The following is a 19,295-nucleotide window of genomic DNA, read 5'->3' as shown; positions in this document are numbered from 1 at the left end:
CATTGCCTATCTGTCAATTTTTTCATCATGAATCGTCGTCATTTTTTATATTTAACCAGCCTTGTTTTAGCTACTACTTTAAGTAGTCAAAAATTAGCAATAAGTAATCAAATTAAAACCAAAAAAAAGGTTATTATCATCGGTGCAGGAATTGCTGGATTAAGTGCCGCTCGTTCTTTACAAAATAAAGGTTTTGAAGTAGTCTTATTAGAAGGTAGAAATCGTATCGGTGGACGTTTGTGGACAAGTAGAAAATGGAAAGATGCTCCTGTAGATATGGGTGCTTCATGGATTCATGGCAAGGAAGGCAACCCTATTACTCAATTAGCTAAATCTGCCAACGCCAAATTATTTCCCACCACTTATAATAATGGGATTATTTATGACACTAATGGTAAAGTTATTACAAAGGCACGAGAAAATAAATTAGACAAATTACAGAGTAAGTTAGAAAAAATAATTATCGAGATACAAAATAATTATTCACAACCCATTTCTTTGCAACAGGCATTGGAAAAAGAATTAAATTGGCAAAATTTATCGAAAATAGATCGCATTGATTTACAGTATTTACTAAATACTATCATTGAGCATGAATACGCCGCAGATACATCTAAACTTTCAGCTCAATATTTTGATGAAGAAAAAGAATTTGACGGAAATGATTTACTATTTGTCAATGGCTATAACGTTATTACTGACTATCTCGCAAAGGGTTTAAATATTAAACTCAATCATCTTGTCCAAGAAATAAGATATGATTCTCAAGGAGTAAATATCAAGACTAATCAAGGTAATTTTACTGCTAATGCAGTAATTGTGACTTTACCATTAGGAGTTTTACAAAAAAATATTGTTAAATTTTCACCTTCTTTACCCACTAATAAAATTAAAGCAATCAACTCTTTAGGCATGGGAATTTTAAATAAATTATACTTACGTTTTCCCTCACGATTTTGGACAAAAAATTATGATTGGATTGAACATATTTCCCCAAAAAAAGGACAATGGAGTGAATGGGTAAATTTAGAATCAGCACTCAAAATTCCAATTTTATTAGGATTTAATGCAGGTAAATTTGGTAATGAAATTGAATTTTGGAAAGATGAAAAAATTGTGGAAGATGCCATGAAAACTTTACGAAGTATTTTTGGTAACTCTATACCTAACCCCCAAGATTATCAATTAACTAGGTGGAATAGTGATCCATTTACTTTTGGTTCTTATTCTTATTATGCCACAGGTTCAACTCCTAAACATCGTCGAGAATTAGCTAAACCCATTGGTAAACGAGTCTATTTTGCAGGAGAAGCTACTTCTCTAGATTATCCTGCCACAGCACATGGTGCTTACTTAAGTGGTTTGCGAGTGGCAAAAGAATTTTAATTTTGACAATGCAATACTTCTCATATATCTTTAACTTATACTTTTCTCTCAACTTATTAATATTAATTTACAAAATTTAATATTTCTTAATGTTAAGATGGGTAATTGTAAAAGTAAATCAGGACGATGACAGCAATTGTGTTTGGTAGCTTACCTTTTTCAGGACAAAATGGCGATAAAATAGTCAGTAAAGCAATAACCACAGCCATAGCTGCCTTGTTTAAAAAAACAGGCAATTTACAAGCGAATCTTAGAGTTGAACCTGTAGCCAAACTTTTACAAGGAAGTATTGATGGTTTTGACTTCATTGGTAATGGTATGTTGATGTACAACGGCTTACGACTCGAAGCGATGGAGTTATATCTTCAAGCTGTTTCCATTGACTTTAGTGCAATTTTTAGTGGTAAAGTAAAGCTGAGACAACCAACTCAAGCCACTATGAGAGTTGTTATTACGGAAGAAGATTTGACAACTTCTTTTAATACACCTTTTATCATTGAAAAGTTACAAAGATTAGAATATGAAGGAAAATCTCTTCATTTTCAACAAACACAAATGACGGTAAATGAAGATAAATCTTTAACTATTAAATCTCAAATAAAAATAGGAGATACTGAAGAAGTTACGAATATAGATATTAAAGCAAATTTAGATTTACAAGGTAGAACAAAAATTCAATTTACTAATCCTCAATATCAAGAAAATAGTGAAGGGCAAAGGTTAGGAAAAGTGATTCTCGATCATGTTAATAATTTACTTGATTTGGATAAGTTTTCTATTGATGGTATTAGGTTAAGAGTTGATCGTGCTAGGATTAAAGATAAGGAATTTATTTTTTATGGCACTGCCGAAATAGATCATTTTCCCGAAAGAAAACGATAAAATAATCAATAAATACAGTAGGAAATAGTAATAATAATTTATTAAAAAATTTAATTAATTTTGTTAATTTTTTTAATAGATATAATACTAATTCCTTGCCTTTATTTCTTCAATTTCTTATTAATTAAAGATTCTTATATAGGATTAAGGTAAAATTAGAATCTAAGTAATTAATTCCTAATTATTTAAGTGAAGATCATTCACCTTAAGAAATTTCCCGATTTTTAGTTATTGTTTAATTTTTCATTGAGAATTTTATTTGCTAATTTCGGATCTGCTTTCCCTCCTGTTTCCTTCATAATTTGCCCCACAAAAAACCCTTGTAATTTAGTTTTTCCCGCTCTAAATTGTTCTAATTTATCAGGGTTAGCAGTGATAATTTTATCAATAATTTGTGCTAATTCATCAGGATTAGATATAGCAATTAAGCCTTTACTTTCGACTATTTCTTTAGGAGATCCACCTTTAACTAATAATTCTGGTAATAAATCTTTAGCAATTTTACCGCTAATTGTACCATTTTCAATTAAAGTAATTAAATCCGCTAAATTCTCGGGTTTTAAAGCAATATCTTTGATGGTAATACCAACATTACTATTCAAATAAGCGGCAATATCCTGCGTTATCCAGTTAGCCGCCGCTTTGACACTTACACCACCAGCGACAACAGTTTCAAAATACAACGCTACATCTCTATCATCGGCTAAAATTCTAGCATCATAAGCTGATAAGCCAAATTCTGCTTCGTAACGACTACGTTTTTTAGCTGGTAATTCTGGTAATAATTTTCTTAGCTCTTCTAACTGCACTTCACTAACTTCCATGGGTGGTAAATCTGGCTCAGGGAAATAACGATAATCGCTTGAGCCTTCTTTGACTCTCATACTAATAGTTTTTTGAGTACCTTCTTCCCACAAACGAGTTTCTTGAATAATAGATTCACCATTATTAATAGCTTCTATTTGTCTTTCAATCTCATATTCAATCGCTTTTTGAATGGCACTAAAGGAGTTCATATTTTTGATTTCAACCTTCACACCAAATTCTTTTTGACCAAGAGGACGCACGGAAATGTTAACATCACAACGTAATGATCCTTCTTGCATATTACCGTCACCGATACCTAAATAACGCACCACACGACGCAGTTCTTGAGCATACTCAGAGGCTTCTTGTCCACTACGTAAGTCCGGTTCTGATACAATTTCTAATAAAGGAATACCAGTCCTATTAAAATCTACCAAAGAATGAGTTGATCCAGCTAAACGATCACTTCCAGCATGAACTAATTTTCCTGCGTCTTCTTCCATGTGTAAACGGGTGATACCGATGGTTTTTTTACGCACTTCTTTGGTTTTAGAATCGACTAATTCAATTTCCAATTTACCATGTTCAACGATAGGTAAATCAAACTGAGATATTTGGTAATTTTTGGGTAAATCAGGATAAAAATATTGTTTGCGATCGAATTTACTATAACGAGCAATGTCTCCTTCAATAGCTAAACCCATTTTGATGGCAGAGTTTAACACCTCCTCGTTTAATACAGGTAAAACCCCCGGATGTCCTAAACACACAGGGCAAACATTAGTATTAGGAGGACTGTCAAAATGAGTAGAACAATTACAGAAAATTTTTGTATTAGTATTAAGTTGACAATGAGTTTCTAAACCAATAATCGCTTCATACTTGGTTTGATTAGCTGTGGTCATATTTTTATGAATTATTAACAATATCTCAGAATTATTTTAACTCGAATTAATGCTCTAAATAATTTATAACCCTTGATGAATTGTTAATTATTAATTGTTAATTATTAATTGTTAATTAATATTTATCCCAACTGTGCCAAAGTTTCTTTTAACGCAGCCAAGGCACTTAAAACATCTCTTTCGGATACAAAGCCTAAATGTCCCATGCGGAAAATTTTACCACTGAGATGATCTTGTCCACCCGCTAGAGCAATATCAAATCTCTTACGCATAGTTGAGCGAATTGCTTCGGCATCATGTTTATCAGGAATTACTGCTGTGATAGCTAGTGCCGCAGCTTCATCACTAGCAAATAAAGGTAAACCTAAGGCTTTGACACCTTCACGGGTAACTTTAGTTAAGAGCTTATGGCGATCAAATATATTTTGCAATCCTTCCTCTTTCATCATTTCTAAAGAAGCTTTTAACGCAAACATTAAATTAATGGGAGGAGTAAAAGGAGAACTATTTTTAGCGTTAGCTTTTTTGTAAGGAGCTAAATCTAAGTAGAATTTAGGTAACGTAGCTGTTTTATAGGCTTCCCATGCTTTATCACTCACCGCTACAAAACCTAATCCGGGAGGAATCATATAGCCTTTTTGTGAGCCAGAAGCGACTACGTCTAAACCCCATTCATCCATCGGCACATTTACAGCCCCTAAACTGGTAACAGCATCAACGATGATGAGAGCTTCACCATGAGCCTTAACGTGTTTATTGATAGTTTCTAAGTCATTTAAAACTCCTGTCGAAGTTTCAGAATGAGTAATAATAACAGCTTTAATTTTCTTTTCGGTATCAGCTTCTAGTTTAGCCCTAAAATCTTCAGGATCAAGTTGTTTACCCCATTCTGCGGTAACCTCTTCTACGTCTAAACCAAACGCACGACTCAAAATAGCCCATCTTTCTCCAAATTTACCATTATTTCCGACGAGGACTTTATCACCAGCACTCAAAAAGTTAATGATACCAGCTTCCATCGCCCCAGTTCCAGAAGCACATAAAGTGAGAACTTCATTTTTAGTTTGATGTAACCACTTTAAATTTTCGTTTAACTCACCAATAATTTTACTAAAATCACCGCTACGATGCCCCATAGGGTGTTGTGCCATCGCTAATAATACTCTCTCAGGTACGGGAGTAGGACCTGGAATCATTAACATTAATTTGTCTTGCATATTTCTTTAATCCTTTTGATACAGTAAATAATTATCAATGAACAATGAACAATTGACAATGAACCATGAAAATTATCATAATTCCTCATTCTTAATTAACTAGCAATATATTCTTCAACAACTTCTTTGCGTTTGCGTAATTTAGTTAGAGCTTCTCTTTCAATTTGTCTAACTCTTTCACGAGAAATATTTAAAATAGTTCCAATTTTTGACAAAGTTAGAGGTTTACCATCGTCCAAACCATAACGTAATCTAATAACATCTTGTTGCTGTTGAGTTAATTCTGACATCATACGATTTAAGTCAAACTGGAGACATGAATAATCAGTATAATCATCTGGTGATTGTCCTTTATCTTCCAATAATTCTCCTAATTCCGTATCATTATTATCCCCCACTTTTAAGTCTAAGGATAAAGGTTGACGAGCTCTGCCTAAATACTCTCTTACTTGTTCTGCTGTCAATTCCAAAGCTTCTGATAACTCAGCAATAGTAGCAGGTCGTCCTTTTTCTTCTGATAATTTACGTTGAGTTTGACGGATTTTATTTAATTTTTCTGTAATATGTAAAGGTAAACGAATAGCTCTACTTTTTTCAGCAATAGCTCTTGTAATTGCCTGACGTATCCACCAATAAGCATAAGTAGAGAAACGATAACCCTTAGTAGGATCAAATTTTTCCACCCCTCTTTGCATTCCAATCGTACCCTCTTGAATTAAATCCAATAAATCCAAATTTCGTTTCAGATATTTTTTTGCAATAGACACCACCAAGCGTAAATTAGCTTCCACCATTTTACGTTTAGCTTTTTCCCCTTGACTAATTTTTATATCTAAATTTTTTTCAGAAATTTTTGCCTCTTTTGCCCATTCAGCTTTAGTTGGCTCAAAATCTAGTTTTTTTTTCAGAGCTTCTCTTTTTTTTTCGAGAATAACTAACTCTTGAATTTGTTTAGATAAAATAATTTCTTCCTCTTGACTTAATAAAGGAATACGGCCAATTTCTTTCAAATAAACACGGATTGTATCAATATTTTTGGGTAAAGGTTGCATAAGATAATAATATATTTATACTTTGATTAGTTAATAATATTTAGGGACTTAAATTTATACAGATTAATTTGTAAAGGTCAGCAAATTCTGAGACTTTTATTAATGAAAAGAGTCTTTTTGCGAAGAATCAACCTTGTCTAACTCAGATTAGTTACGGCATAATAGGAAAGTTGACCTTTCATAATCATAGAGCATAGATTTAAGTTTTGTAAAACTTTTTTTTGACTCTTGGTCTAATTCTTGATTTAATTAGAGTCTAACTGAAAATAACAACTGTGTTCTAATATACAGAAAATATAGTCCACTTCATGGGCTATGACAATTAGAACGAGATGAAAATATAGCAAAAATAAATGAGTGATTTTGACAGTAAACTAATGGAGCGATGTCTTGAACTAGCGAAAAAAGCTCAAGGTAAAACATCCCCTAACCCTTTAGTTGGTGCAGTTATTGTTAAAGATGGAAAGATTATTGGTGAAGGTTTTCATCCTCAACTAGGACAACCTCATGCAGAAATATTCGCACTACAAGAAGCTGGTTTAAATGCCGAGAATGCCATCGTTTACGTCAATTTAGAGCCTTGTAATCATTTTGGACGTACTCCCCCTTGTACTGAAGCATTAATTCGTGCCAAAGTGAAGCAAGTAGTGGTCGGAATGATAGATCCTGATAGTCGTGTTTCTGGTAGCGGTATTCAGAAGTTAATTTCCGCAGGAATAGATGTGAGAGTAGGTATTGAAGAAGATGCTTGTATGAAACTCAACGAAGCTTTTATTCATCGAGTGAAATATCAACAGCCTTTTGGTATCCTTAAGTATGCCATGACTTTAGATGGTAAAATCGCCACAGATACAGGTCATAGTCAATGGATTACAGGCACATCATCTCGAAATTTTGTCCATCACCTAAGAAGTAGCTGTGATGCGGTGATTATTGGTGGTAATACCGTTAGACGTGATAATCCTCAATTAACTACTCATGGGGTAACAAATCATAATCCTTTACGAGTAGTGATGACAAAAACTCTCAATTTACCTTTAAATTGTCAACTTTGGGATGTTAATCGAGCAGAAACCGTCATTTTTACTATTCCTCAAAAGAATACAAACATAAAAACCCACTTATTAAATCAAGGAGTGGAAATTGTTGAAATAGAAGATATTACTCCTTCAATTGTCATGAAAGATCTTTATCAACGAGGTCTTAATAGCGTTTTGTGGGAATGTGGTGGGAATTTGGCATCACAAGCGATCGCATCTGGGAATATCCAAAAAATATATGCTTTTATCGCTCCTAAAATTATTGGTGGTAACAACGCACCTACACCCATCGGTGATTTAGGGACTAAAAAGATGAACGAAGCATTCTCACTCAATAACATTAGCATTCAACAAATAGATGGGGATTTTTTAATCGAAGGCTATTTAGGAATTACGAATTAGGGATATTGACAAAAATCAAAAAAATGAGATATGATCATAGATTGTCACTGGTAAGATATACTAGGGGCAATTATATTTATATATACAAAAAATTGTGTATAAAAAGCATATCCCATGCCAACTATTCAACAACTAATTCGTAGCGAACGTTCTCTCATTCAGAAAAAGACTAAATCCCCCGCGCTCAAAGAATGTCCTCAGCGTCGTGGAGTATGTACAAGGGTTTATACTACAACCCCTAAAAAACCTAATTCTGCTTTAAGAAAAGTAGCAAGGGTTCGTTTAACATCAGGATTTGAAGTAACTGCTTATATTCCAGGTATTGGTCATAACCTTCAAGAACACTCCGTTGTTTTAATCAGAGGGGGTAGGGTGAAAGATTTACCCGGTGTTAGATACCATATCGTAAGAGGAACTCTGGATGCAACTGGGGTAAAAGACAGAAAACAGGGACGCTCCAAATATGGTGCAAAACGTCCTAAAGCATAGATTAACTTAGAAATAAAATTATTAAGGATAATAAATAAATGTCTCGCAGAAGCAAAGCCAAAGTGGTGGAAGTTCCACCAGACCCATTATATAATAGTCGTCTGGTTAATATGACCATTCGCAGAATTATGAAAGATGGGAAAAAATCTCTTGCCGCCAGAATTTTATATGATGCGTTAAGTATCATTGCTGAAAGAACTGGTAACGAGCCCATGGAAACTTTTGAAAAAGCTATTAAAAACTTAACTCCCTTAGTAGAAGTTAAAGCGAGAAGAGTAGGTGGTGCTACTTATCAAGTACCCATGGAGGTTCGTACCTCTCGCGGTAGTAGTTTGGCATTGCGTTGGTTAATCCAATTTTCTCGTAAAAGAAGCGGTAAAACCATGTCCATGAAATTAGCAAACGAAATCATGGATGCAGCTAACGAAACTGGTGGTGCAATCAAAAAAAGAGAAGAAACCCACAAAATGGCTGAAGCTAACAAGGCTTTCGCTCATTATCGTTACTAAGTCCCTAAATTGACAAAAAATTGCTTTCTACATTATTTCAATTTTCCCTTTTTCAAAAGTGGTAAGTTTTGTGAATAACGGTGTAGAATAATAAACGGTGTAAATTTTTAGTAGAAATCACTTAATAGTGTTGTGCTAAGTCAAAGGAGGTAACTGTGGCTCGTATAATTCCGCTAGAGAAAGTTCGTAATATTGGTATTGCGGCTCATATAGATGCGGGTAAAACCACTACAACAGAAAGAATACTTTTTTACTCTGGTATTGTTCACAAGATCGGGGAAGTTCATGATGGAAATGCAGTCACTGACTGGATGGAGCAGGAAAGAGAGCGAGGAATCACCATCACTGCGGCAGCTATCAGTACTGATTGGCGAGGTCATCACATTAACATTATTGATACTCCGGGTCATGTTGACTTTACCATTGAAGTAGAAAGGTCTATGCGTGTTCTCGATGGAGTTATCGCTGTGTTTTGTTCTGTGGGTGGTGTTCAGCCTCAGTCGGAAACTGTTTGGAGACAAGCTGATCGCTATCACGTACCTCGTATTGCTTTTGTAAATAAAATGGATCGTACAGGAGCAAACTTTTTTAAGGTATATGAACAGGTAAAAGAACGCTTGAGAGCACCAGCTATTCCTATACAAATTCCCATTGGTAGCGAAGAAAAATTCCTCGGTATCATTGATTTAGTTACTATGAAAGCAAATATCTACAAAGATGATTTAGGTCAAGATGTAGAAATCACAGAAATTCCTGCCGAACTCCAAGAGTTAGCCCAAAAATATCGTGGTTATTTGATTGAAGCTGTAGCTGAATCAGATGAAGTTCTTTTGGAAAAATATCTGGGAGAGGAAGAAATTACCGAGGCTGAAATAAAACAAGCTCTCCGTCAAGGCACTCTTGAAGGAACAATCATGCCAATACTTTGTGGTTCTGCTTTTAAAAATAAAGGTGTACAACTACTTTTAGATGCGGTGGTAGATTATTTACCAGCACCAACGGAAGTTCCTCCTATTAAAGGGATTTTAACTGATGGAAAAGAAGGCGTTAGACATTCTAGTGATGATGAACCTTTCTCGGCTTTAGCCTTTAAAATTGCATCTGATCCCTATGGTCGTTTAACATTTATTCGAGTATATTCGGGAGTTTTGGGAAAAGGTAGCTATGCTTATAATGCAACCAAAAATAAAAAAGAACGAATTTCTCGCCTAATTGTACTTAAAGCTAACGATCGTATCGAAGTGGACGAGTTAAGGGCTGGGGATTTAGGGGCAATTATTGGTTTAAAATTGACTACCACTGGGGATACTTTGTGTGATGATGAAAATCCTATCGTTTTAGAGTCCCTGTATGTACCTGAACCTGTTATTTCTGTGGCAGTAGAGCCAAAGACTATCCAAGATATGGATAAATTATCTAAGGCCTTACAATCTCTTTCTGATGAAGATCCTACTTTCAAAGTCAGTATTGATCCTGAAACTAATCAAACAGTTATCGCCGGGATGGGGGAATTACATCTAGAGATTTTAGTTGATCGAATGTTACGAGAGTTCAAAGTGGAAGCCCACGTAGGACAACCTCAAGTATCTTATCGTGAAACTATCCGTAAATCTATAAGTGCGGAAGGTAAATTTATTCGTCAAAGTGGTGGAAAAGGGCAATATGGTCATGTAGTTATTGAAATTGAGCCTCAAGAAGAAGGTAAAGGTTTTGAGTTTGTCTCTAAAATTGTTGGTGGGACAATTCCAAAAGAATATATACCATCCATTGGTCAAGGTATAAAAGAAGCCTGTGAATCTGGTATAATTGCAGGCTATCCAGTCATTGATCTTAAAGTCACCCTTGTTGATGGTTCATTCCATGATGTGGACTCATCAGAAATGGCATTCAAGATCGCTGGTTCAATGGCAATTCGGGATGGTGTTGAAAAAGCAGCACCTGTGTTGTTAGAACCAATGATGAAAGTTGAAGTGGAAGTCCCAGAAAATTTCTTAGGAGATGTAATGGGAGATCTCAATTCTCGTCGTGGCACTATTGAGGGCATGAACTCAGAATACGGTTTAGCTAAAGTTACAGCCAAAGTTCCTTTAGGGGCGATGTTCGGATATGCGACTGATATTCGCTCTAAGACCCAAGGACGTGGTATATTTAGCATGGAGTTCAGTAATTATGCTGAAGTTCCTAGCAATGTGGCAAATACCATTATTGCCAAAAATAGAGGTTATCTATAAATTAATTAATTAAACAAAGGAAAAAACAGAAAAATGGCACGGGAAAAATTTGAAAGAACAAAGCCCCACGTTAATATTGGTACAATCGGTCACGTTGACCACGGTAAAACTACTCTTACCGCTGCTATTACTTTGACTTTATCTGCAATTGGTCAAGCAAAAGCTCGTAAATACGATGAAATCGACGCCGCTCCCGAAGAAAAAGCCCGTGGTATCACTATCAACACTGCTCACGTAGAATACGAATCTCCTGATCGTCACTATGCTCACGTTGACTGTCCAGGACACGCTGACTATGTTAAAAACATGATCACCGGTGCGGCTCAAATGGATGGAGCTATCTTAGTAGTATCTGCGGCTGATGGTCCGATGCCTCAAACTCGTGAACATATCCTTTTAGCTAGACAGGTTGGTGTACCTAGTCTCGTGGTTTTCTTGAACAAAGAAGATCAAGTTGATGATGCTGAATTATTAGAACTCGTTGAGTTAGAAGTTCGTGAATTATTAACTGAGTATGGTTTCCCTGGAGATGATATTCCGATCGTTGCTGGCTCTGCTCTAAGAGCTGTTGAGCAAATGACTGCGAACCCCAAAACCCAAAAAGGTGAAAACGAGTGGACTGATAAAATTCATGCTCTCATGGAAGCGGTAGATAGCTATATCCCTACTCCTGAGCGTGACATCGATAAGCCTTTCTTAATGGCAGTTGAAGACGTATTCTCTATTACTGGTCGTGGTACTGTTGCTACTGGTCGTATTGAACGTGGAAAAGTTAAAGTTCAAGAAACCGTAGAGTTAGTAGGTATTCGTGACACCCGTAGCACCACCGTTACTGGAGTTGAAATGTTCCAAAAAACTTTAGACGAAGGTATGGCAGGAGACAACGTTGGTGTACTTCTTCGTGGTGTTCAAAAAGAAGATATTGAACGTGGTATGGTGTTAGCTAAACCCGGTTCTATCACTCCTCACACCAAGTTTGAAGCGGAAGTTTACGTTCTTAAAAAAGAAGAAGGTGGTCGTCATACTCCTTTCTTCCCTGGATACCGTCCTCAGTTCTATGTGCGTACCACTGATGTGACTGGGACTATCAGCGATTTTACTGCTGATGATGGTAGCTCTGCAGAAATGGTTATGCCTGGCGATCGTATTCAAATGACTGTGGAATTAATTAACCCCATTGCGATCGAGCAAGGTATGCGTTTTGCTATTCGTGAAGGTGGTCGTACCATTGGTGCGGGTGCTGTAGCTAAAATCTTAAAATAGGCTGAGATAATAGGGCGTACATTTTATTTGATTTGTACGCCCCAATTTTTTGTCTTGCTTAAATATCTTTACCCTAATTTTCTTTAGGAAAGATAACTGAAAACAATTGTGACGGTTAGCAAATACTAATAGTGATAATTGTTGACTGTTCATTGTCTTACGTACCTTGAAAACTTACATACATAGGAAATTTTAATCATGGCAACATTACAACAACAAAAAATTCGTATTCGTCTTAAAGCATTTGATCGTCGTTTATTAGATACTTCTTGTACTAAGATTGTTGAGACCGCTAATCGTACTAATGCTACACCAGTAGGTCCTATTCCTCTCCCCACTAAGCGTAAAATCTACTGTGTATTGAGATCTCCTCACGTGGACAAGGATTCCAGAGAACATTTTGAAACTCGTACTCACCGTCGAGTTATCGATATTTATCAGCCTTCTTCTAAAACTATCGATGCGTTAATGAAATTAGATTTACCTGCAGGGGTGGATATTGAGGTTAAACTCTAATTATTGTTGTCAAAATAATTAAGTGTTCATTGTGGAGAGCTGATTGCTCAACCCTAAATGCTATAATAGTAAATTGTGTAAATTTCGATAAAACAAAACTATGCCTAAATTAAAAACTAAGAAATCTGCGGCTAAACGTTTTCGTATTACTGGAAGTGGTAAAAAAATTCTTCGTCGCAAAGCTAATAAAAATCACTTATTAGAACATAAAAGTCCAGAACAAAAACGCCGTCGTTTAAGTAATCTCGCTTTAGTGGATGAAAGTAACGAGAAAGAAGTTCGCTTAATGTTGCCTTACGCAAAATAAATTTTGACCATCTTAAATATTTAATTGTAAAAAAATGACTAGAGTAAAAAGAGGTAACGTCGCCCGTAAAAGACGTAAGAAAATCTTAAAATTAGCTAAAGGTTTTCGTGGTTCACATTCTAAGCTATTTCGTACAGCTAACCAACAGGTGATGAAGGCTCTTCGTAATGCTTACCGTGATCGTCGTAAGAAAAAAAGAGATTTTCGTCGTTTATGGATTACCCGTATCAATGCAGCAGCCAGAATTCATGGTATTAGCTACAGTCAATTAATTAATAAATTAGATCAAGCTAATATTAGTTTAAATCGCAAAATTTTAGCTCAATTAGCTATTCAGGATGCGGAAGCATTTCAAAAAGTAGTTGAATTAGCCATTAAAGCATAGTTAAAACTATTTCTTTATTATTCACGCTCATCTTTAAAAAAGTTTGGGCGTTTTTTTTTGCAATTTCGATATGGCAATTCATTTAGGACTGCTATATATTAATCTTTATTTCAGAAAATTATTTTATTTCTCACAAATGATTGAAAATTATTATATATATTTTTTTATAATTTATAATCAGTAATAATCAATTTGTTGTTCATTGTCGATTATTAATTTATCCTATGGTTTATGTGAAGCGTGTTGAATTATCTCGTTTTAAGTCTTTTGGAGGTAGTAATTCTATTCCTTTTTTACCCGGTTTTACAGTAGTTTCTGGACCAAATGGCTCAGGAAAATCAAATATTTTAGATGCTTTATTATTTTGTTTAGGCTTAGCTAGTTCTAAGGGAATGAGGGCGGAAAGATTACCAGATTTGATCAATAATAGTCAAAATAATAATAATAAAATTTTAGAGACTATTGTTTCTGTTACTTTTGATTTGAGTAATTTAGATAGCTTAAATAATAATTTATTAATAGATAATAACTACAATAATTCAAAAAATATAAATATAAATCATAATAGTAAAAATCAAGATAAAGATAATTTTTATAGTAGTAATAACATTCAAGAAAATGAGTCAGAAAATATTATTGATCATCTAGAAAAAGAGACAGAAAAAAAATTTGACCTCGATTCGCTATCCGAATTAAAAATTACTCGTCGTTTACGGGTGACGAAAGGAGGCAGTTATGCTTCGACTTTTTATTTGAATGATAGTCCTTGTAATGCTAGTGAGTTGCATGAGCAATTAAATCGTTTACGGATTTATCCTGAAGGTTATAACGTGGTTTTACAAGGAGATGTTACCCGTATTATTACTATGAATGGCAAAGAAAGACGAGAGATTATTGATGAATTAGCTGGTGTTGCAGAATTTGATCGCAAAATTGAGCAAACCAAGACAACTTTAGAAGCAGTAAAAGAAAGAGAAGAGAAATGTCATATTATTCAAGATGAGTTAATCGAAAATAGTGCAAAACTCAAACAAGATTCGGAAAAAGCAGCTAAATATCAAAAACTGAAGATTCAAATTCATGAAAAAAAACAGTGGCAAATTGTCATTAATTGGCGTTTTTTACAGCAACAAAAAGAAGAGATAAAAAAAGAGTTATTAGATTTAGAAAATACACAAATTAATAAAACACAAAACTTGAGTAAAATTGATGATAAAATTCTGATAGCGAATAGGGAATTAATTATATTAAATGAAGAAGTTAAGGCATTAGGGGAAGAAGAGCAAATTACCATTGCTTCAAGATTAGCTAGTGATAAAGCAAAGCGAGAACAACTTTTAAAAAGAGAGCAAGAGTTATTTGATTTAGATAAAAGTTTAGTTTTTGAAAAAGAAGAAATTGAGAAAAAAATTAATAATTATCAACAACAATTAATAACTGTATCTACAGAGATTAAACAATTAGAAGATAACTTTATTCCTCATTTAGAAAAGGAAAAGAGTATTATCAAAAATCAGTTAAATGATTATAAACAAAAAGCACAACAAATTGCTTCTAAATCTCAAATCTGGGTAGCTAAACAAACAGCATTAAACCAAGAAATTACAGCTATTCAAAAAGAATTAAATCCTCAGTTAACCCAACAGGCTTTATTAGTAGAAAGATGTAGTAAGTTACAATTAACTATTAAGAATGAAAATGAACAAATAAACCAGTATCAAGAAGATATTAACAAAAAAAATGATCAATCACCTACTTTAGAGGCAGAAATAACTAAATCAGAGTATAAAATTCAAGAATTAGCTCAAAATTTAGCAAAAGTTGAAGCAGAAATTTCTTTAAATCAAGATACTATTAATCGTTTACAAATAGAGCAAAGGGAAAAACAACGACAATTAGATAAATTAGAGGCAACTAAACAAGCACAACAAGAAGCACAAGGTACTTATGGGAGTAAAATTATTTTAAATTCTGACTTACCCGGTGTTTGTGGCTTGGTGGCACATTTGGGAGAGGTGGATTCTAAGTATCAATTGGCGTTAGAAATTGCAGCAGGAAGTCGTTTAGGGTTTATGGTGGTGGAAGATGACACTGTCGCCGCAATGGGGATAAAACTTCTTAAACAACAAAAGGCAGGAAGAGCAACTTTTTTACCGTTGAATAAAATACAATCTCCTCGTTTTAATATTCCTAGGGAAATTTCTCAAGCACAAGGTTTTATTGATTTAGCCGTTAATTTAGTTAAGTTTGAATCAACTTATCAGGGAATTTTTGCTTATGTTTTCGGTAATACTGTTATTTTTGAAGACTTGGATTCGGCACGAAAATTAACAGGGCAAGGGCGTATAGTTACTTTAGATGGAGAATTGTTAGAGTCTAGTGGAGCAATGACAGGAGGGAGTATTTCTTCTCGCTCAACCTTAAAATTTGGGAGAGTATCTTCCACAGAAAGTAAGGAGTTTTTAGATTTAAGGAATAGAATAAGTGAAATTGAAGACATAATCATCCATCTTAGTTTGAAAATATCAGAAAAAAGAGAGTTAGTCAAGAGATGTTCAGAAGAGTTAAATCAAGAAAGACAAGAAAGACAAAAAAAACAGTTAATTTTAGAACAATGTCAACAAGAAATTAGTCGTTTAGAACAAGATAAAGAAAAAATTATTGCTAGTAATGCTAAGAATTATCAAGCCTTAGTTCACAGTAAACAAGAGTTAAATAATATTGAACAAAATTTGCCTTTGTTACAGCATCAATCTGCATTAAAACAAGAAGAATTAAAAGAGTTAGAGTCTAGTTATGATAATCAAGAGTGGCAAAATTTACAGCAAGTTATTAGTGAACAAGAATTGTTATTAGAACAGAAGCAATCTATATTTAATAAAAGTCAACAAAATTTAGATAGGTTAATTACTAATTATCAAGACTTAGAGACTAAAATTAAAGAAGGAAAAGAAAAAATAAATTTTTTATTGGCTCAAAAAAATCAAGTTAGTGAAGAAAAAACTAATTTGATTGATGAGTTAAATATTATTGCCCAAAAAATTACTAAGTATGAAAATCTTTTTCAAGAATTAGCTCAAAAATTAGAGGATATAAAACAAAGAAGAAATAAACAAGAAAATTTAGTTAAACAGTTAGAAAATGAACATCAACAATTAAAATGGTCAATCGAAAAATTAGTTTTACAACACCAAGAATCACAAACTAAATTAAATGAAATAACTTTGCAAATAGATGAAATAAGTCAAGATTTACCTAATCCTTTACCTGAAATTCCTTGGTTAGTTAATAATAGTCAGGCAGGAGAAATTAATCAGAAAATTACTTTTGATAGTTTGCAAGATCAACTTGAGCAAATTAAGCAAGAAATTCGTAAAGGAGAAAAAAAATTAGAAGCTCTTGAACCTGTTAATATGTTAGCTTTAGAACAGTATGAAAAGAATCAAAAAAGATTGGAAGAATTATCAGAAAAACTAATAACTTTAGCAGGAGAAAGGACAGAATTATTATTAAGAGTAGAAAATTTTACAACTTTAAGATTAAGAGCATTTAAAGAAGCTTTTACTGCGGTGAATGAAAACTTTAAAACAATTTTTGCTACTCTTTCAGAAGGTGATGGTTACTTAAAATTAGAGGATGAAAATAATCCTTTCAATGGTGGCTTAACTCTCGTTGCTCATCCTAAAGGCAAACCCGTTCAAAGATTAAGCTCAATGTCTGGGGGAGAAAAATCTTTAACTGCACTAAGTTTTATTTTCGCTTTACAAAGGTATCGTCCTTCCCCTTTTTATGCTTTTGATGAAGTGGATATGTTCTTGGACGGTGCAAATGTGGAAAAACTTTCAAAAATGATTCAACAACAGGCACAATCTGCTCAATTTATTGTGGTAAGTTTAAGAAGACCAATGATTGAGGCTTCAGAACGTACTATAGGAGTAACTCAAGCTAAAGGTGCTTATACTCAAGTTTTGGGTATTAAGTTAAGTTGATAATTAATAGTGGGTAATAGATAATGGATAATTTTTTGTTCAAAATAGATAATAAAGATAAACTTTATTTACTTGTTATTTTTATTTAAAACTTATGAAAAAATTTACTTTAATTGTCAAGATAAAAAAATATCTTAATTACCTTTTTTTCTTAGGTATTTTTTTAATATCAGTAGGAATCGTTTTATTACAAGTGACTGATAATTTATCTAATATTATTATTGCCATTATAAGCAGTGGAATAATAGTTATTATTTGTGGAATATCTCTTTTTCTTTACACCAATAAAAGTTTTTGGGGCAAACGAGGCATTGAAGCGGGTACTAATGCCATAATTTCTACTTCTGCTTTATTATTAATTTTAGCTTTAGTTAATTTTTTAGCACTCAAATATTCGGTAAAAATAGATTTTACGGAGAATAATCTTTACACTCTTTCTCCTCAATCTCAACAATTAGTTACTAATTTAAGTCAACCTTTAAAAGTATATATTTTTAGTACACTACCCAATGATTTTGATCGCAAATTACTTCAAGATTATAGTAGAAAAAATAATAAATTTCAATATCAATTTGTTGATCCTCAAGTAGATATTAATTTGGCTCAAAAATTTCAAGTTACTCGTCTAGGAGATGTTTATTTAGAGTATGCAGATAAACAACAATTAGTACAAACTTTATCTTCAGATAATCGTCTTTCTGAGATCAAACTAACTAATGCGATAGCCAAAATTCAACAAACTACACAACCCATTATTTATATCTTACAAGGTCATGGGGAATCACCAATAGAAGAAGGACAAGTTAGTTTATCTCAAGCAGTAAAAACCTTAAGAGATAAAGGTTATATGATTAATTCTCTTACTTTGGCTACTTCTCCTCTAATTCCTCCTGATGCTAATGTTGTAATAATTAGTAATCCTGAACAAAAATTATTGGAGGGGGAGATAAAAATTATTGAAAAATACTTAGACAATGGTGGTAGTTTATTGATTATGTCCAATGCGGGAAATAATGTGAATCTTGATCAAATAATCAAAGAATGGGGCATAAAATTTGATGACAGACTCGTTGTTGATGCTTCGGGCACTGGAGAAGTTTTCGGTTTAGGTCCTTCTATTACTATAATTGTTGATTATGGTACACATCCTATTACCCAAAATTTTGGCAATGGTATGAGTTTATTTCCTTGGGCAAGACCAATCATAACCGAAACTGTGGCAGATGTCACCGCAACACCTTTTTTAATTACCAATAATCAATCATGGGGTGAAAGAAATCCTGAAGGGGAAAATGTAGAACTAGATCCTACAACAGATTTACCCGGTCCTTTAAATATTGGGGTTGCATTAGCTAAAAAAAATATCCTCAATAAATCTTTAAATCTTCAAGGAGATGGTTTAGATAGTAAAAATGATTTATCTGTCAAAAATAATGTGGAAGCTCCAATAAAGCAAGAATCAATGAATGAAAATAAAATAGATGAAAACTTGCCTCAACCACCAACAATAAAAACTCCTTTAGAAGAAAAAAACAATAATCAAACAATCTCGAAATCTCAGCCTTCAGAAAGCAGAATAGTAGTTATCGGAAATGCTAACTTTGCCACAGATGGCTGGTTTCAACAACAGTTAAATTCTGATTTATTTATCAATACGGTAGGATGGTTAGCTAATGAAGAAAATTCGACATTATCCATTAGTCCCAAAGAGCCTTCTAATCGTAGAATTAATCTTAGTACTTTTCAAGGTGGTTTAATTGGTTGGTTAGCTTTATTTATTATTCCTGGATTAGCTTTTACTGCTTCTATCGTTACATGGTGGCAAAGAAGCCGATAAATAATTATGAAGAAGTGACTTCTTGTTTCTAGTAATGATCTTACTTAAACAGGGATTTTTTATCTAAGGTGTAATATT

Annotated in this window: 15 protein-coding genes; 12 read left to right on the top strand and 3 right to left on the bottom strand. The window is 33.6% G+C overall.

Features of this window, described 5'->3' with window-relative positions; genetic code table 11:
• The first annotated feature begins 27 nt into the window (after window positions 1-27).
• The gene (locus GM3708_RS05870; RefSeq protein WP_071827597.1) at window positions 28-1,386 is read left to right on the top strand and encodes an FAD-dependent oxidoreductase; all 1,359 of its coding nucleotides are present in this window, start codon (window positions 28-30) and stop codon (window positions 1,384-1,386) included.
• Window positions 1,387-1,512: 126 nt separating this feature from the next.
• Window positions 1,513-2,268 carry a DUF2993 domain-containing protein gene (locus GM3708_RS05865; RefSeq protein ID WP_066344840.1) on the top strand — a complete coding sequence of 252 codons (756 nt, stop codon included), beginning with the start codon at window positions 1,513-1,515 and terminating at the stop codon, window positions 2,266-2,268.
• 224 nt (window positions 2,269-2,492) lie between these two features.
• Here GM3708_RS05865 and gatB read toward each other — a convergent pair whose 3' ends face one another.
• The 3 genes from gatB to GM3708_RS05850 form a co-directional block, all read right to left on the bottom strand.
• Window positions 2,493-3,980 carry an Asp-tRNA(Asn)/Glu-tRNA(Gln) amidotransferase subunit GatB gene (gene gatB / locus GM3708_RS05860; RefSeq protein WP_066344838.1) on the bottom strand — a complete coding sequence of 496 codons (1,488 nt, stop codon included), beginning with the start codon at window positions 3,978-3,980 and terminating at the stop codon, window positions 2,493-2,495.
• 122 nt (window positions 3,981-4,102) lie between these two features.
• Window positions 4,103-5,197 (bottom strand): alanine--glyoxylate aminotransferase family protein, encoded by a 1,095-nt coding sequence (locus GM3708_RS05855; RefSeq protein ID WP_066344837.1) that lies wholly within the window; start codon window positions 5,195-5,197, stop codon window positions 4,103-4,105.
• 95 nt (window positions 5,198-5,292) lie between these two features.
• Entirely contained in the window at window positions 5,293-6,249 is a 957-nt protein-coding gene (locus GM3708_RS05850) for an RNA polymerase sigma factor, RpoD/SigA family (protein ID WP_066344836.1), read from the bottom strand.
• 353 nt (window positions 6,250-6,602) lie between these two features.
• On the opposite strand from GM3708_RS05850, the gene ribD reads away from it, so the two are divergent.
• From ribD to GM3708_RS05800, 10 genes are all read left to right on the top strand, one after another.
• Window positions 6,603-7,691 (top strand): bifunctional diaminohydroxyphosphoribosylaminopyrimidine deaminase/5-amino-6-(5-phosphoribosylamino)uracil reductase RibD, encoded by a 1,089-nt coding sequence (gene ribD, locus GM3708_RS05845; RefSeq protein ID WP_066344835.1) that lies wholly within the window; start codon window positions 6,603-6,605, stop codon window positions 7,689-7,691.
• A 114-nt stretch (window positions 7,692-7,805) separates the two neighbouring features.
• Window positions 7,806-8,180, top strand: coding sequence for a 30S ribosomal protein S12 (gene rpsL / locus GM3708_RS05840; protein ID WP_066344834.1), 375 nt, complete (start codon window positions 7,806-7,808; stop codon window positions 8,178-8,180).
• Between the two features lie 38 nt (window positions 8,181-8,218).
• Complete coding sequence (gene rpsG / locus GM3708_RS05835) at window positions 8,219-8,689, top strand: 30S ribosomal protein S7 (protein ID WP_066344833.1); 471 nt, start codon at window positions 8,219-8,221, stop codon at window positions 8,687-8,689.
• Window positions 8,690-8,844: 155 nt separating this feature from the next.
• Window positions 8,845-10,920 carry an elongation factor G gene (fusA, locus tag GM3708_RS05830; protein WP_066344832.1) on the top strand — a complete coding sequence of 692 codons (2,076 nt, stop codon included), beginning with the start codon at window positions 8,845-8,847 and terminating at the stop codon, window positions 10,918-10,920.
• Window positions 10,921-10,953: 33 nt separating this feature from the next.
• Window positions 10,954-12,183 (top strand): elongation factor Tu, encoded by a 1,230-nt coding sequence (gene tuf, locus GM3708_RS05825; protein WP_066344828.1) that lies wholly within the window; start codon window positions 10,954-10,956, stop codon window positions 12,181-12,183.
• Window positions 12,184-12,381: 198 nt separating this feature from the next.
• Window positions 12,382-12,699: a 30S ribosomal protein S10 gene (gene rpsJ / locus GM3708_RS05820; protein ID WP_066344825.1), complete on the top strand. Its 318-nt coding sequence runs from the start codon at window positions 12,382-12,384 to the stop codon at window positions 12,697-12,699.
• Between the two features lie 100 nt (window positions 12,700-12,799).
• Window positions 12,800-13,006, top strand: coding sequence for a 50S ribosomal protein L35 (rpmI, locus tag GM3708_RS05815; protein ID WP_066344823.1), 207 nt, complete (start codon window positions 12,800-12,802; stop codon window positions 13,004-13,006).
• Window positions 13,007-13,040: 34 nt separating this feature from the next.
• Window positions 13,041-13,391 (top strand): 50S ribosomal protein L20, encoded by a 351-nt coding sequence (gene rplT / locus GM3708_RS05810; RefSeq protein ID WP_066344822.1) that lies wholly within the window; start codon window positions 13,041-13,043, stop codon window positions 13,389-13,391.
• Window positions 13,392-13,615: 224 nt separating this feature from the next.
• Window positions 13,616-17,380, top strand: coding sequence for a chromosome segregation protein SMC (gene smc / locus GM3708_RS05805; protein WP_066344821.1), 3,765 nt, complete (start codon window positions 13,616-13,618; stop codon window positions 17,378-17,380).
• A gap of 94 nt (window positions 17,381-17,474) precedes the next feature.
• Window positions 17,475-19,217, top strand: a complete 1,743-nt coding sequence (locus tag GM3708_RS05800; protein ID WP_071827594.1) for a Gldg family protein — start codon at window positions 17,475-17,477, stop codon at window positions 19,215-19,217.
• Window positions 19,218-19,295 lie beyond the last annotated feature (78 nt).

Source organism: Geminocystis sp. NIES-3708, from assembly GCF_001548095.1.
In the GTDB taxonomy this organism is placed as follows: domain Bacteria; phylum Cyanobacteriota; class Cyanobacteriia; order Cyanobacteriales; family Cyanobacteriaceae; genus Geminocystis.
This window is presented reverse-complemented; position numbering and strand designations above follow the sequence as displayed.

Bases quoted from the DNA above. Each gene is read 5' to 3' on its own strand.
- GM3708_RS05870 (WP_071827597.1), top strand. From the start codon at position 28: ATGAATCGTCGTCATTTTTTATATTTAACCAGCCTTGTTTTAGCTACT.
- GM3708_RS05865 (WP_066344840.1), top strand. From the start codon at position 1,513: ATGACAGCAATTGTGTTTGGTAGCTTACCTTTTTCAGGACAAAATGGC.
- gatB (WP_066344838.1), bottom strand. From the start codon at position 3,980: ATGACCACAGCTAATCAAACCAAGTATGAAGCGATTATTGGTTTAGAA.
- GM3708_RS05855 (WP_066344837.1), bottom strand. From the start codon at position 5,197: ATGCAAGACAAATTAATGTTAATGATTCCAGGTCCTACTCCCGTACCT.
- GM3708_RS05850 (WP_066344836.1), bottom strand. From the start codon at position 6,249: ATGCAACCTTTACCCAAAAATATTGATACAATCCGTGTTTATTTGAAA.
- ribD (WP_066344835.1), top strand. From the start codon at position 6,603: ATGAGTGATTTTGACAGTAAACTAATGGAGCGATGTCTTGAACTAGCG.
- rpsL (WP_066344834.1), top strand. From the start codon at position 7,806: ATGCCAACTATTCAACAACTAATTCGTAGCGAACGTTCTCTCATTCAG.
- rpsG (WP_066344833.1), top strand. From the start codon at position 8,219: ATGTCTCGCAGAAGCAAAGCCAAAGTGGTGGAAGTTCCACCAGACCCA.
- tuf (WP_066344828.1), top strand. From the start codon at position 10,954: ATGGCACGGGAAAAATTTGAAAGAACAAAGCCCCACGTTAATATTGGT.
- rpsJ (WP_066344825.1), top strand. From the start codon at position 12,382: ATGGCAACATTACAACAACAAAAAATTCGTATTCGTCTTAAAGCATTT.
- rpmI (WP_066344823.1), top strand. From the start codon at position 12,800: ATGCCTAAATTAAAAACTAAGAAATCTGCGGCTAAACGTTTTCGTATT.
- rplT (WP_066344822.1), top strand. From the start codon at position 13,041: ATGACTAGAGTAAAAAGAGGTAACGTCGCCCGTAAAAGACGTAAGAAA.
- smc (WP_066344821.1), top strand. From the start codon at position 13,616: ATGGTTTATGTGAAGCGTGTTGAATTATCTCGTTTTAAGTCTTTTGGA.
- GM3708_RS05800 (WP_071827594.1), top strand. From the start codon at position 17,475: ATGAAAAAATTTACTTTAATTGTCAAGATAAAAAAATATCTTAATTAC.